Raw genomic sequence first — 14,223 nt, 5'->3', positions numbered from 1 at the left:
AGGATCGCAATGAGCGACAACATTTCCTGGTCAACCCTGGCGGTGATTCTCGCGGCCGGGCAGGGCACTCGCATGCGTTCGCAGCTGCCGAAAGTCATGCACCCGGTGGGTAATCGACCGCTGCTTGGCCATGTGCTGGCGGCGGTCGAGGCGGCGGGTATCGAGCAAGTGGCGGTGGTGCTGGGGGCTGGCAGTCGACCGGTTGCCGACTACTTGCAATTGGCTGCGCCCACTGCGCAGCTGTTTACCCAGCACGAACAATTGGGCACAGCGCACGCATTGCTCTCGGCTCGCGCCGCGTTACAGACTCATGAGCAGGGCTGCGTGCTGGTGCTGTTTGGCGATTCACCGTTGATCAGTCCGCAGACGTTGTTGCAGCTACGTCAGACGCTGATCGACGGTGCTGCGGTTGCGGTTGCCGGGTTTCACACTGAACGTCCCGGGCCTTACGGGCGACTGCTGGTGGAAGAGGGGCGTTTGCTGGCGATCCGCGAAGCCAAGGACGCCAGCCCGCAAGAATTGGAAGTCGGCTTCTGCAATGGCGGTGTCATGGGTTTGCGTGCCGACACCTGTCTCTGGTTGCTGGAACGCATCGGCAACCAAAACGCGCAAGGCGAGTACTACCTCACCGACGCGGTGGCCGTGGCCAACAGCGCCGGGCTGCAGGTGACGGCGGTGGAGGTCGATGAAGACGACGTGCTCGGGGTTAATGATCGCGAGCAATTGCATGCTGCCGAACAGCTTTTCCAGCAGCGTCGACGCCAGGCCGTCATGCAGTCGGGCGTCAGCCTGATGGCGGCGGATACGGTGTTCTTCAGTGCTGATACGCAGTTGGCCAGGGACGTATGCATCGAACCTTGTGTGGTCTTTGGACCGGGGGTGAGCGTGGGCAGCGGGGTGCGGGTCGACGCGTTCAGTCGTCTGGAAAATATTCGGCTGGAGCAGCCGCTGGGAGCTGGGCGGTAAATCGCCTTCGGCCTGGCAGCGGCTGTCATGGGACTGGGGCTGGTATTTGAACTGAAGCGCCCGTTAACTCCACACCCCTGTAGCAGCTGGCGAAGCCTGCGTTCGGCTGCGCAGCAGTCGTTAAACCTGAGCGTGCGGTCTTCCTGATCCACCGCGTCACCTGATTTCACGACTGCTGCGCAGCCGAACGCAGGCTTCGCCAGCTGCTACAGGGGCGTGTTTGGCTGGTAATAGGGCACCGCTATTTCAGATACCAGCCCCATGGCTGGTCGCTGACGTATTCGGTCACTTGTTTCACCTCCAGATAATTGTGCAGCCCCCATTGGCCGAGTTCCCGGCCAATACCGCTGTGTTTCATGCCGCCCCACGGTGCCTCGACGAAGGTTGGTTGCGAGCAGTTGACCCAGATAATTCCGGCGCGCAGTTGGTTGGCAACGCGGGCGGTACGTTGCAAGTCAGCGCTCATCACGGCGGCGGCGAGGCCGAAGCGGCTGGCGTTGGCCATTTGCAAGGCTTGCTCTTCGGTCTTGAAGCGCTTGATGCACAGCACCGGGCCGAACACCTCTTCGCGCCAGAGGATGCTGCTGTGTCCGGGCTCGTCGAAGATGGCCGGTTCGATGAAATAACCCTCTGGCAGATACGCCGGTTGCCGACCTCCGGTGAGCAGGCGTGCACCGCTGGCCAGTCCCTGATCGATAAAGCCGAGGACCTTGTCGTGTTGACCCCGGCTAACCAAAGGGCCCAACAACACACCGGGTTCCAGCCCGCGGCCGATGGTGATCTTGCGGGTTTCCTCAACCAGTCGCTCGATCAACCGCGAGGCGATGTTTTCCTGCACCAGCAAGCGTGAAGTGGCGCTGCACACCTGGCCCTGGTTCCAGAAAATCCCGAACAGAATCCACTCCACCGCCGCTTCGACATCGGCGTCGTCGAACACAATGAACGCAGACTTTCCACCCAGCTCCAGGCTGATGTTCTTGATGTCGCGAGCGGCCGCTGACATGATTTTTGCCCCGGTGGGCACGCTGCCGGTGAAGGCCAGTTTGTCCACGCCAGGGTGTTCGGTGAGCGGACCGCCGGCGTCGGCTCCAAGACCGGTCACGACGTTAAGGACCCCGGCCGGCAAACCGATGCGGTCGGCGGCCGCGGCCAGTTCCAGCGCCGTCAGTGGTGTCAGTTCGGACGGTTTCAATACCAGCGTGGCCCCGGCAGCCAAGGCGGGGGCGACCTTCCACGCAGCCATCAGCAGCGGGTAGTTCCAGGGGATGATCTGCCCGGCGACACCGATCGGCTCATGACGGATGCGGCAGCGAAAGCGTTCATCCGGCAACGCCAGCGGTTGGTCCTGCTGTTGATCCAGTTCCCGGGCCAACCCGGCGTAGTAACGCAAGCAACCGATCGCATCGCCAACGTCCCACTGCGCTTCGGGCAACGGTTTGCCGTTGTCGCGCACTTCCAGTTCAGCCAACGCCTGTTGGCCACGGTCCAGTTCATCGGCCAACGCTTCCAGCCACTGCGCGCGCTCGGCGCCAGTGGTTTGGCTCCAGCCGTTATCGAACGCTCGCCTGGCGGCACGCACCGCATGATCGACGTCTTCTTCGGTGCCCGCGGCTACCCGATGGAAAGCCTGTCCGGTGGCCGGGTCGATGACGTCCAGGTAACCGCCCAGATCCGGGCTGACCCACTCGCCGTTGATGTAAAGCTGATCATGCATGGTGAGACTCCTGGACGCCGGTGCGGCGGTTTTGCAGGTGACGGGAAGTGAACAGCAGCGCCAGCGACACGCAGATGATGACGGTCGAAACCGCGTTGATCTCCGGGGTCACGCCGCGGCGGATGGATGAAAAGATGTAGATCGGCAAGGTTGTTTCGGAGCCGGCGACGAAGAACGCGATGATGAAATCGTCGAAGCTGAAGGTGAATGCCAGCAGAAACCCGGCCATGATCGCCGGACTGATTTGCGGCAGGGTAACCCGCCAGAACGTTTGCATCGGCGGTGCATAGAGGTCGGCCGAAGCTTCGAGCAAAGCCTTGTCCAGCGAGTCGACGCGGCTGCGCACGATCACCATGACCAACGCCATGGTGAACAACGAGTGCGCGGCGATCACGGTAAAGAAGCCCATGTTCAACCGTGGCACGCTCGGTATCCAGCTCGCCAGCAACGGGTTGATCAGGTCGAACAGGCTAATGAACGCAATCAGCGTCGAGATGCCGATGACGATCCCGGGCACGATGATTGCGCAATAGGTCAGCGCATCGAACAGCAACCGCACTTTGGCGCCGGCACGTTGCAAACCGAACACCGCGAGCGTGCCGAACAGCGTGGCAATCACTGCTGAAGTGAAGGCAATGAACGCGCTATGGCCCAGCGCCTCCATGATGAACGGGTTGCCAAACGCGCGACCAAACCACTGCACCGAGCAGCACTCGAACGCCAGGCCACTGCGCCCGGCGTTGAAGCTGAACAGCACGATCAAAGCGATCGGTGCGTAGAGAAACAGGTACAGCGAAGTCGAATAGCTGCGCAGCCACATGTCACAACCCTCCGTCGGCAGGGCGGCCGCCATAGCGCGCCACCAGTTTCAAATACACGCCGATGATCAGCAGCATCATCGCCACCAGGGTCATCGCCAGCGCGCTGCCGAAGGGCCAGTTGCGCGATTGCAGAAACAGGTCGACCAGTGCGTTGCCCACGAAGAACACTTTGCCGCCACCGAGAATGGCCGGGATCAGGAACTCGCCCATCAACAGGATGAACACCAGCATCACCCCGGTGATGATCCCGGGCGCGGAGAGTGGCAGGGTGATCCTCCGGAAACTTTCGAAAGCGCTGGCACCCAGGTCCGCCGAGGCTTCGAGCAGACGCTTGTCGAGTTTTTCCAGGCTGACGTAAATCGGAAACACCATCAGCGGCAAGTAGCCGTAAACGATGCCGATCAGCACCGCCCACGGCGTATTGATCAGCCGCACGTCTTCAAGGCCGAGGCTGGCGAGCAAGGCTGGGATGCCCTTGCCGCTGAGGATGAAAATCCAGGCGTAAGTGCGGATCAGGAAACTGGTCCAGAACGGCACAATCACCAGCGTCAGCAGCAGCGAGCGGTTCTTGCTGACCTTGACCGCCAGAAAATACGCCAGCGGGTAAGCTGCCACCAGGCACACCAGCGTGCCCAGCGGCGCCAGCATCAGCGTGTTACTGAACGCCGCGCCACGGGAGCCGAGGTTCAGGTAGTTGGCCAGCGTGAAGCCACCGGCGTAACCGCCCACGGCACTGCGCTCGCCGAAACTGAAGACCAGGATGATCACCAGCGGCATCAACAACAGCAGCAGGAACCACAAGGTCGAGGGCAAGAGCATCAGCAGGGTGATCCGCCGGCCGAGGCTGCGCCGTTGGCGAACCTCGACCGACAGGGCATTGCCCGGCTGCACCGTTTGCGGGTGGGTGGTGGCGTTCATGGGGGACTCCTCATTGGCCATGGCCAGGCGATCAGGCGGACTTGAAGCGAGCCATTAGTTCAGCGCGCGCCGGGCTGGTGAGCGTCGCCGCGGCACCGAACTCCAGAGGACTGAGCGCTTCGGCGGCCGGGTACATGATCGGATCGTCGAGCATGGCGGTGGGCAGCAACGCATCGACGCGCTTGTCGCCGCTCGGATAGCCGTGGCTCAACACTTCGAGCTTGTTGTGCTGCGGATCGAGCAGGTAGTTGATGAAGGCGTAGGCCGCGTCCTTGTGCTCCGAGCTTTTGGGAATGGCAAAGAAGTCACTCCACAGTTCGCCACCTTCCTTGCCCAGTTCGAACTGCATCTGCGCGTTGTCGCGGTGCAACTGAGAGGCATCGCCAGTCCAGGACATCGCCAGCCAGGCATCGCCGCTGCGCATTGACGGCTGGATGTCGGAGTTGATGGCGAACAGGTGCGGCTTGACCTCGATCAGCAGTTTTTCGGCATCGGCCAGTTCTTTCGGGTCCAGGGAATTGAAGCTATAGCCGAAGCTTTTCAGCGCGTTGCCGATGGCGGTCAGTTGGTAGTCGTGAACCATCGTCCGGCCGCTGGCGGGGCCTTGAGCTGCTGCCCAGAATTCTTTCCAGCTGGCGGGGCCGTTCTTCAGTTTGCCGGCGTCGTAGAGCATGCCGGTAGTGCCCCAGTTTTTCGGCACCGCATACACCTTGCCGTCCACCGTTCCTTGGGCCATGAATTTTTGCTGGAAGGCCGACGCCTCAAAGTTGGGAATGCGCGACAGGTCCAATGGTTCGATCAGGCCCAGGCCAACGTAAGTGCTGATGGTGTAGTTGGTCGGCACCAGTACGTCCCAGCCACTGCCACCGGCCTGCAATTTGGCAAGCATCTCTTCGTTGGAACCGAACACGCTCATCGAAACGCGCGCACCGGTGGTTTTGGCGAAGGTGTCGAGGTTTTCCTGGCTGTGGTAATTCGGCCAAGTCGCCAGCGACAAGCGATCGCCCAGTTTGGCCTGCTCGGCAGCCTCGGCGGTGGAGGTCAGCAGGCCGGGCATGTTGGTTGCGACCACCGCTGCGGCAATTCCCAGGCCTGTGCGGCCAAGGAACTCGCGGCGGCTGATCGAGCCGTTCTGCCAGCTACGCAGGGTTTTGATAAACGTCTTCCGGTCCATAGCACGCTCCACATTCGGTTGATGAAACGAATCGATGATTTACAACGCCATGGCCAGGCCATTGGCGTGATCCCAGCCGACGCTCACTGCCGCGCCGTGTTCGAATGCATTGGCGCCGTGATCCTGCTGGCGCGGCACACGCACGCAAACCACGCCAAAGGCTTGGGTGCGCACGCGATATTCGGTGGAGTTGCCGAGGTAGATGCGGTCTTCCACGTGGCCTTGCAGCTTCACTTCGCGGGTCATGTCGGCGTTGGCGCTGGCGATGCTGATCAGCTCCGGGCGCACCGCGATGCAACCGGCGGCGTCTGCGCTTAAGGCTTTGCCGGTGGGCGTCAGTGGGCTGGTCAGTTCCAGTCCTTGCTCGGTGCGCAGCACAACTGAATCGCCCTGCATTTGACGAACCGTGCCGTTGAACAGATTGGATTCGCCGATAAAATCGGCCACGTAACGGCTGGCCGGCGCTTCATACAGTTGTTCCGGGGTGGCGGTCTGGATGATCGAACCGTTGTGCATCACGCTGATGCTGTCACTCATCGACAAGGCTTCTTCCTGATCGTGGGTGACCAGCACAAAGGTGATGCCGACTTCGCGTTGCAGGCGCAGCAGTTCGGATTGCATTTCCTTGCGCAGCTTGCGGTCCAGCGCCGCCAGCGGCTCGTCCAGCAGCAACACGGTCGGCTTGTTGACCAGCGCCCGGGCCAGGGCCACACGCTGCTGTTGACCGCCGGAAAGTTCACTCGGCTTGCGTTGGCCGAAGCCGCTCAGGCGCACCATTTCCAATGCTTCATCAGCCATGCGCAGTTGGGTTTTTTTGTCGGGTCGCGGGGTGCGATAACGCAGCCCATAGGCGATGTTCTGCGCCACTGTCAGGTGCGGGAAGAGGGCGTAATGCTGGAACACCATGTTCACTGGCCGCTCAAACGCCGGCACTCCGGCAACGTTCTTGCCCGACAGGCGCACTTCGCCGCTACTGGGCTGTTCGAAGCCGGCGATCATGCGCAGGGTGGTGGTTTTGCCGCAGCCGGAACCGCCGAGGAAGGAATGGAACGAGCCGCGACGCACCGCGAAGTTCAGGCCATTGACGGCCGACACCTCGCCATAGCGTTTGACCACATTGCAGAATTCGATATCGCTTGGCGAAGTGTCGTTCACGCTGTTGTTCACGAGGCGGGCTCCCTTGCAGTGATGAATCAGTGCGTCGGGGGCCAAACTAGCAATCGGGGTTTTGCGCTGTATATATCCCTTGGGGGATAGAGTCGTTTTCAGGTGTCAGGCTTCGACGATCAGCTCTTGGCCGGTAAGGTCGCGGATAAACAGCCCGAGCAATTCGGACTGGCTACCGATGCCGAGCTTGGCGTAGATGTTCTTGCGATGAATCTTCACTGTGCCAGGACTGATGCTCAGTTGTTCGGCGACCGAGGCGCTGGAGTGACCGCGTAGCAGCAACTGCACAATCTCTTGTTCGCGGCCGGTGAGGATGTGCGCGCCGAACTGATCGAAGGCTTCGCGGATCTTGAAGTCCAGGTCCTGCGCCGGGCGTGGTTGCTGGGCTTGACGCAAACGCCAGGCTTCATTGATGACCTGTTCGACCACGGCCTGCGCGCACTCGATCAACTGCATCTCGTCACGACCAAAAGCACAGCTGGCGGTGGATCGCATCAACGACAGAACGGCCATGGCGCCGCCACCGAGGTCGACGAAAAACGCCACTTCTTCAGCCAGCCCGGTTTGCTGGTAATACGTCAGGTAATACTCGCCGAGGTAGAAGTGGTCGGGTGCGAACTGTCGCAAACGCCACAGTCCAGGCGCTTGCCCGCGAGTGCATGCCAGGTAGAACGGATCAAGCAAATAGGGCCCGCACTGATAGTCATCGACATACACCGCACGCTTATCGGCTGCGAAGGTGTCGAAAAGCGCCAACGGCCGATGATTGCCTTCGTAGACGAACAGAACGAAGTGATCGACCGGGCATACTTGCCGCAACCAGTGACTTAAGCCTGCTAACCGCGCATGCCCGGGAGGAAGGTCCAGTAAATGGGCAACACCGGTAGTCCAGAGTTTCAGTTCCTTGGGGCGCATGGCGGCTTCAAGCAAGATTGGATTGCGTTTAGATGCACAATTTACGCCATGGCTGTTTTTGGCCTTGCAGGGCGGGGCGCGTGACGTCGAATCGGTGAAAAGACGCACCGTAACAGCGCCGGATGTTACTGAGTGCTACAGGGTTGGTATCAGAAGTGATGGGGTCGGCCTCGACATCGCCCGTTCGACACCGAGCAAGGCTTTGCCGAGCACCGTGCCTGGGAAAACCGGCTTAACGACGGTCGCTGGGGCATGGTCACCTGGCCGATCGATCTCGGCGGGCGCGGTTGCGACTTGATCGAGTGGTTGATCTTCGAGGAGGAGTACTACCGCTCTGGCGCGCCTGCACGGGTTAACCAGAACGGCATTTTCCTGCTCGGCCCGCCGCTGATGGAATATGGCAGCGAGGAACAGAAGGCGCGCTTTCTGCCACGCATGGCCACTGGCGAAGACATCTGGGCCCAGGCCTGGTCCGAACCGGGCGCGGGTTCCGACATGGCGGCAATCCGCTCGAAGGCCGAACGGGTGGGCGACCATTACGTGATCAACGGCCAGAAAACCTGGTCGACTCGCGCCGTGTGGGCCGACTGGGTATTCGGCATTTTCCGCACCGACCCTCATTCGCAGCGCCATCAGGGCCTGACGTTTATTCTGCTGCCGCTCGACAGTCCGGGGATCACGGTACGGCCGATTCCTCAGCTCAATGGCTTGCCGGGGTTCGCCGAGATTTTCTTCGACGACGTCAAGGTTCCGGTGGAAAACGCGCTGGGCGGCGAGGGCATGGGTTGGCATGTGGCGATGTCCACCGCCGGGTTCGAGCGCGGTTTGCTGCTGCGTTCACCCGCACGTTTTCAGGAAACCGCTCGGCGACTGGTGCAGCTGTACCAGGCCAACCGCGAGCAGGCTGACCGCGACCCGGCCATTGGCGAGTCGGTGATGCGCGCCTGGCTGGACGCCGAGGCTTACACCCTGAGCACCTACATGACCGCCTCGCAACTGGTGCAGGGCGGCAAGATCGGGCCGGAGTCTTCGACCAACAAAATCTTCTGGTCGGAACTCGATCAGCGCATGCACGACACCGCCATGAGCATTCTCGGCTTGCGTGGCGAGCTACTGCCCGAAGCACCCGCTGCGGGCGATGTCGGCCATTGGCTGGAAGGTTTTCTGTTTGCCCAGGCCGGACCGATCTATGCCGGCACCAACGAGATCCAGCGCAACATCATTGCCGAACGCATGCTCGGCATGCCGCGTGCCTGAGGAATAGACCATGGACTTTAGTTTCAGCCGCGACCAATTGCTGTTCCAGGACAACGTCAGAAGTTTTCTGATCAACGAGGTCACCCCGGAGCGTATTCGCGAACTGTGGCTCAGCGACAGCGGGCGCAGCGATCAGCTCTGGGCCCAACTGGTGGAGTTGGGCCTGACCGCGCTGACCGTGCCCGAGGCGCATGACGGGATGGGCATGAATGAGCTGGACTTCATTCTGCTCGCTCAGGAATGTGGTTATGCGGGTCTGCCCGAGCCGCTGGTGGACACGATGCTGATTGGCGTGCCGTTGCTTGCCGCCCTTGATGAAAGCCACGCGGCACTCAAACAACATTGGCTGGGGCGGGTCGCAGAAGGCCGCGCGCGACTGGCGATTGCCGAACCGGGTAACCCGCTGGTCAGCGATGCTCATGTCGCCGATTTGCTGTTGCTGGCTCATGGCGATGAGGTGCATGCGGTCGAACCTGGCGCGGTGCGCCTGACCCACAATGTGTCGGTCGATCCCAGTCGTCAGCTGTTTCAGGTCGACTGGACGCCAACGCCCGCCACTTGCGTTGCCGCTGGTGAATAGGGCCAACGCTTGTGGGCCGCCGCGTTTAATCGTGGCGCGCTGGGCTGTGCGGCGCAAATGCTGGGGCTGGCCAAGCGTATGGTCGACCTCGCGGTGGATTACACCTTTGAGCGCAAACAGTTCGGCAAACCGGTGGGTTCGTTCCAGGCGGTCAAGCATTTGATGGCCAACGTCGCGGTGCAGATCGAGTTCGCCAAAGGGCCGCTGTATCGCGCCGCCTATGCACTGGCAGAGCAGCAACCGGGGCAGGAAGTGCTGGTGTCCCATGCCAAGTTGGCAACTTCGGAAGCCACCATGCTCGCCGCGAAAAACACCATTCAGGCTCACGGCGCCATGGGTTACACCTGGGAAGTCGACCTGCACTTGTTCATGAAACGCGCCTGGGCGTTGGACAAGGTCTGGGGTGATCGCGGCCATCATAAAGGGCGGATCCGCGCGGCTTTGTTCGACGGCAAACCGGCGTTAGGTGCCGGCCAGACCTTCTGATGAGTTCCACCTTTTTTTCGAGAGACAACATGCCTGAAGCCTATATTGTCGACGCCCTGCGCACGCCCACCGGACGGCGCAAGGGTGGTTTGAGCCAGATTCACGCGGCCGATCTGGGCGCCCATGTATTGCGCGCACTGGTCCAACGCAACGACATCCCCGATGACGATTACGACGACGTGATCTTCGGTTGTGTCGATACCATTGGCCCGCTGGCCGGGGACATTGCCCGGACCAGTTGGCTGGCCGCCGGCCTGTCGGAGGCGGTACCCGGCACCACCATCGATCGCCAGTGCGGTTCGTCCCAGCAAGCGGTGCACTTTGCCGCCCAAGCGGTGATGAGCGGCACCCAGGATGTGGTCGTCGCCGGCGGCGTGCAAACCATGACCCAGATTCCGATTTCCTCGGCGATGATCGCTGCCGAACCGCTGGGCTTCAGTGATCCGTTCAGCGGCTCCGAAGGTTGGGTCCGGCGCTATGGCGCACAACCGCCGACTCAATTCCGTTCGGCGCAGATGATTGCCGAGAAGTGGGGGCTGTCTCGCGAACAACTGGAAGCCTATTCACTGGAGTCCCATCAGCGGGCATTACGGGCCATCGAGCAAGGGCGGTTCAACCGGGAAATCGTGCCACTGGCCGGAGTTCTGCACGACGAAACGCCGCGCCAGACCAGCCTGGCGAAAATGGCCGAACTGGACGTGCTGTTTGGCTGCGACCGGGTGACCGCAGCGGTGTCCAGCCAGACCTGCGACGCGGCCAGCGCGATGCTGATCGTTTCTGAAGCGGCACTCAAACGCTACGGGCTGACACCGCGCGCGCGTATCCATCACCTCAGCGTGCGCGCCGCAGACCCGATCTGGATGCTCACCGCTCCAATCCCGGCCACCGCTTATGCACTCAAGCGAGCCGGGATGAAGCTGGAAGACATTGATCGGGTGGAGATCAACGAAGCCTTCGCCTCGGTGGCCATGGCCTGGCTCAAGGAGACGGGTTATCCCCATGAACAGACCAACGTCAACGGCGGGGCGATTGCCCTCGGCCATCCGCTGGGCGCCACCGGCACCCGGTTGACGTGCACGCTGTTGCATGAACTGGAGCGCAGCGGGGGACGCTTCGGTTTGCAGACCATGTGCGAAGGCGGCGGCCAGGCCAACGTGACGATTATCGAACGCTTGTAAGCGATGTATTTGAAGGGAGCAGGAACATGAAAATCTGTGAGAACCGCGTAGTGATCATCACCGGCGCCGGCGGTGGTCTGGGCCGGGCCTACGCACTGGCCTTCGCCGCCGAGGGCGCTAAAGTGGTGGTCAACGATATCAATCGTGAAGCGGCGCTGGTCGTGGTCGGCGAAATTTTCGGGCAGAGTGGAAGCGCCGTGGCCAACAGCAACGACATCACCCGCTACGACGATGCGGCGTTGATCGTGCGCCACGCCATCGAAACCTTCGGCGGCCTGGACGTGGTGGTCAACAACGCCGGCATCTGCCGCGACCGCATGTTCGCCAGCCTCACCGAAGCCGACTGGGATGCGGTGGTGGCCGTGCACCTCAAAGGCCACTTCTGTATTGCCAGCCACGCTGCGCGTTACTGGCGCGAGCAGGCCAAGGGTGGTGCGCAGCTGAGTGCGCGGATCATCAATACCAGTTCCGGGGCCGGTTTGCAGGGCTCCATCGGTCAATCCAATTATGCCGCTGCCAAGGCCGGTATTGCTGCGTTGACGCTGGTGCAGGCGGCCGAACTGGGTCGCTATGGCATAACCGTCAACGCCCTGGCCCCGGCCGCGCGCACCGGAATGACCGAGCAGGTGTTCGCCGATACCATGAAAAAACCTGAAGAGGGCTTCGACTACTTCGCTCCGGAGAACGTTGCGCCGTTGGTGGTTTGGCTCGGCTCGCAAGCGTCCAGTGCGGTCAACGGGCAGATGTTCGAAGTCGAGGGCGGCAAGTTGTCGATTGCCGATGGCTGGCGTAGAGGTCCGGAACTGGACAGACAAGGGCGTTGGGCGGTGGAAGAGGTGGGGCAGGCGGTAGAGCAATTGATGGCCAGGGCGGTGCCCGCGGCGAAAGTGTACGGCAGCTGATTGGGCCGCCCTCTATATAGAAGGATTCGTTTTGCTCTTCTATATAGAGGGGAAACGGGCTGTTTTCCGGCGTTCTGCACGTGATTGATAGAAAAGCATAATTAAGAGTTGACGGCAGATTCTGGAAGTCTATAATTCGCCCCACTTCCGGCGCAGTCGAAACTGAAAACTCCTTGGTAAACAATGAGTTACACGGTTTTCGACAGCGAGTTGCTTCAGATCATCGAAGCGCGAAAGGGGTTGAAAAAGAGGTGTTGACAGCAGCGAGTAACGCTGTAGAATTCGCCTCCCGCTGACGAGAGATCGCAAGCGCAAGTGGTTGAAGTTGCAAAGGAAACTTTGAAAACTTCGGAAAATAACCGCTTGACAGCAACAGAGGCTGCTGTAGAATGCGCGCCTCGGTTGAGACGAAAGCTCTTAACCAACCGCTCTTTAACAACTGAATCAAGCAATTCGTGTGGGTGCTTGTGGAGTCAGACTGATAGTCAACAAGATTATCAGCATCACAAGTTACTCCGCGAGAAATCAAAGATGTAACCAACGATTGCTGAGCCAAGTTTAGGGTTTCTTAAAAACCCAAAGATGTTTGAACTGAAGAGTTTGATCATGGCTCAGATTGAACGCTGGCGGCAGGCCTAACACATGCAAGTCGAGCGGCAGCACGGGTACTTGTACCTGGTGGCGAGCGGCGGACGGGTGAGTAATGCCTAGGAATCTGCCTGGTAGTGGGGGATAACGCTCGGAAACGGACGCTAATACCGCATACGTCCTACGGGAGAAAGCAGGGGACCTTCGGGCCTTGCGCTATCAGATGAGCCTAGGTCGGATTAGCTAGTTGGTGAGGTAATGGCTCACCAAGGCGACGATCCGTAACTGGTCTGAGAGGATGATCAGTCACACTGGAACTGAGACACGGTCCAGACTCCTACGGGAGGCAGCAGTGGGGAATATTGGACAATGGGCGAAAGCCTGATCCAGCCATGCCGCGTGTGTGAAGAAGGTCTTCGGATTGTAAAGCACTTTAAGTTGGGAGGAAGGGCATTAACCTAATACGTTGGTGTCTTGACGTTACCGACAGAATAAGCACCGGCTAACTCTGTGCCAGCAGCCGCGGTAATACAGAGGGTGCAAGCGTTAATCGGAATTACTGGGCGTAAAGCGCGCGTAGGTGGTTTGTTAAGTTGGATGTGAAATCCCCGGGCTCAACCTGGGAACTGCATTCAAAACTGACAAGCTAGAGTATGGTAGAGGGTGGTGGAATTTCCTGTGTAGCGGTGAAATGCGTAGATATAGGAAGGAACACCAGTGGCGAAGGCGACCACCTGGACTGATACTGACACTGAGGTGCGAAAGCGTGGGGAGCAAACAGGATTAGATACCCTGGTAGTCCACGCCGTAAACGATGTCAACTAGCCGTTGGGAGCCTTGAGCTCTTAGTGGCGCAGCTAACGCATTAAGTTGACCGCCTGGGGAGTACGGCCGCAAGGTTAAAACTCAAATGAATTGACGGGGGCCCGCACAAGCGGTGGAGCATGTGGTTTAATTCGAAGCAACGCGAAGAACCTTACCAGGCCTTGACATCCAATGAACTTTCCAGAGATGGATTGGTGCCTTCGGGAACATTGAGACAGGTGCTGCATGGCTGTCGTCAGCTCGTGTCGTGAGATGTTGGGTTAAGTCCCGTAACGAGCGCAACCCTTGTCCTTAGTTACCAGCACGTCATGGTGGGCACTCTAAGGAGACTGCCGGTGACAAACCGGAGGAAGGTGGGGATGACGTCAAGTCATCATGGCCCTTACGGCCTGGGCTACACACGTGCTACAATGGTCGGTACAGAGGGTTGCCAAGCCGCGAGGTGGAGCTAATCCCAGAAAACCGATCGTAGTCCGGATCGCAGTCTGCAACTCGACTGCGTGAAGTCGGAATCGCTAGTAATCGCGAATCAGAATGTCGCGGTGAATACGTTCCCGGGCCTTGTACACACCGCCCGTCACACCATGGGAGTGGGTTGCACCAGAAGTAGCTAGTCTAACCTTCGGGAGGACGGTTACCACGGTGTGATTCATGACTGGGGTGAAGTCGTAACAAGGTAGCCGTAGGGGAACCTGCGGCTGGATCACCTCCTTAATCGACGACATCAGCTGC

9 protein-coding genes, 1 rRNA gene and 2 pseudogenes are annotated in these 14,223 nt (G+C 60.2%); 6 read left to right on the top strand and 6 right to left on the bottom strand.

Features of this window, described 5'->3' with window-relative positions; translation table 11 throughout:
- The first annotated feature begins 9 nt into the window (after positions 1–9).
- On the top strand, positions 10–966 hold the full coding sequence (locus tag ACMXYI_RS26855; RefSeq protein ID WP_415769939.1) for an NTP transferase domain-containing protein: 957 nt from the start codon (positions 10–12) through the stop codon (positions 964–966).
- A 241-nt stretch (positions 967–1,207) separates the two neighbouring features.
- Here the strand turns inward: ACMXYI_RS26855 and ACMXYI_RS26850 are convergent, their stop codons facing one another.
- The 6 genes from ACMXYI_RS26850 to ACMXYI_RS26825 all read right to left on the bottom strand — a co-directional run bounded on the left by ACMXYI_RS26850 (position 1,208) and on the right by ACMXYI_RS26825 (position 7,675).
- Positions 1,208–2,680 (bottom strand): aldehyde dehydrogenase family protein, encoded by a 1,473-nt coding sequence (locus ACMXYI_RS26850; RefSeq protein WP_415769937.1) that lies wholly within the window; start codon positions 2,678–2,680, stop codon positions 1,208–1,210.
- Positions 2,673–3,500, bottom strand: coding sequence for an ABC transporter permease (locus ACMXYI_RS26845; protein ID WP_415769936.1), 828 nt, complete (start codon positions 3,498–3,500; stop codon positions 2,673–2,675). The genes ACMXYI_RS26850 and ACMXYI_RS26845 overlap by 8 nt, the downstream gene beginning before the upstream one ends.
- Position 3,501: 1 nt before the next feature.
- Positions 3,502–4,419, bottom strand: a complete 918-nt coding sequence (locus ACMXYI_RS26840; RefSeq protein ID WP_095128547.1) for an ABC transporter permease — start codon at positions 4,417–4,419, stop codon at positions 3,502–3,504.
- Between the two features lie 31 nt (positions 4,420–4,450).
- The gene (locus ACMXYI_RS26835; RefSeq protein WP_415769934.1) at positions 4,451–5,593 is read right to left on the bottom strand and encodes an ABC transporter substrate-binding protein; all 1,143 of its coding nucleotides are present in this window, start codon (positions 5,591–5,593) and stop codon (positions 4,451–4,453) included.
- A 39-nt stretch (positions 5,594–5,632) separates the two neighbouring features.
- Entirely contained in the window at positions 5,633–6,760 is a 1,128-nt protein-coding gene (locus tag ACMXYI_RS26830; RefSeq protein ID WP_415769933.1) for an ABC transporter ATP-binding protein, read from the bottom strand.
- A 105-nt stretch (positions 6,761–6,865) separates the two neighbouring features.
- Positions 6,866–7,675: a response regulator transcription factor gene (locus ACMXYI_RS26825; protein WP_415769931.1), complete on the bottom strand. Its 810-nt coding sequence runs from the start codon at positions 7,673–7,675 to the stop codon at positions 6,866–6,868.
- A gap of 180 nt (positions 7,676–7,855) precedes the next feature.
- On the opposite strand from ACMXYI_RS26825, the pseudogene ACMXYI_RS26820 reads away from it, so the two are divergent.
- The 5 genes and pseudogenes from ACMXYI_RS26820 to ACMXYI_RS26800 form a co-directional block, all read left to right on the top strand.
- Positions 7,856–8,932: pseudogene (locus ACMXYI_RS26820) on the top strand (acyl-CoA dehydrogenase family protein); the annotation flags it as partial.
- Positions 8,933–8,942: 10 nt separating this feature from the next.
- A pseudogene (locus tag ACMXYI_RS26815) lies at positions 8,943–9,998 on the top strand (acyl-CoA dehydrogenase family protein).
- A gap of 29 nt (positions 9,999–10,027) precedes the next feature.
- Positions 10,028–11,176, top strand: a complete 1,149-nt coding sequence (locus ACMXYI_RS26810) for an acetyl-CoA C-acetyltransferase (RefSeq protein WP_415769929.1) — start codon at positions 10,028–10,030, stop codon at positions 11,174–11,176.
- A 26-nt stretch (positions 11,177–11,202) separates the two neighbouring features.
- Positions 11,203–12,078 (top strand): SDR family oxidoreductase, encoded by an 876-nt coding sequence (locus ACMXYI_RS26805; protein ID WP_415769927.1) that lies wholly within the window; start codon positions 11,203–11,205, stop codon positions 12,076–12,078.
- A gap of 588 nt (positions 12,079–12,666) precedes the next feature.
- Positions 12,667–14,205, top strand: a 16S ribosomal RNA gene (locus tag ACMXYI_RS26800).
- The last annotated feature ends 18 nt before the right edge of the window (positions 14,206–14,223 follow it).

This window comes from Pseudomonas lyxosi (assembly GCF_047758685.1).
Taxonomy (GTDB): Bacteria; Pseudomonadota; Gammaproteobacteria; order Pseudomonadales; family Pseudomonadaceae; genus Aquipseudomonas; species Aquipseudomonas lyxosi.
The sequence above is the reverse complement of the archived record's forward strand: the minus strand, read 5'-3'. Positions and strand labels throughout refer to the sequence as shown.

Excerpts from the sequence above, each read along its gene's own strand:
- ACMXYI_RS26845 (WP_415769936.1), bottom strand. The coding sequence starts at position 3,500 with ATGTGGCTGCGCAGCTATTCGACTTCGCTGTACCTGTTTCTCTACGCA.
- ACMXYI_RS26855 (WP_415769939.1), top strand. The coding sequence starts at position 10 with ATGAGCGACAACATTTCCTGGTCAACCCTGGCGGTGATTCTCGCGGCC.
- ACMXYI_RS26840 (WP_095128547.1), bottom strand. The coding sequence starts at position 4,419 with ATGAACGCCACCACCCACCCGCAAACGGTGCAGCCGGGCAATGCCCTG.
- ACMXYI_RS26835 (WP_415769934.1), bottom strand. The coding sequence starts at position 5,593 with ATGGACCGGAAGACGTTTATCAAAACCCTGCGTAGCTGGCAGAACGGC.
- ACMXYI_RS26850 (WP_415769937.1), bottom strand. The coding sequence starts at position 2,680 with ATGCATGATCAGCTTTACATCAACGGCGAGTGGGTCAGCCCGGATCTG.
- ACMXYI_RS26805 (WP_415769927.1), top strand. The coding sequence starts at position 11,203 with ATGAAAATCTGTGAGAACCGCGTAGTGATCATCACCGGCGCCGGCGGT.
- ACMXYI_RS26810 (WP_415769929.1), top strand. The coding sequence starts at position 10,028 with ATGCCTGAAGCCTATATTGTCGACGCCCTGCGCACGCCCACCGGACGG.
- ACMXYI_RS26825 (WP_415769931.1), bottom strand. The coding sequence starts at position 7,675 with ATGCGCCCCAAGGAACTGAAACTCTGGACTACCGGTGTTGCCCATTTA.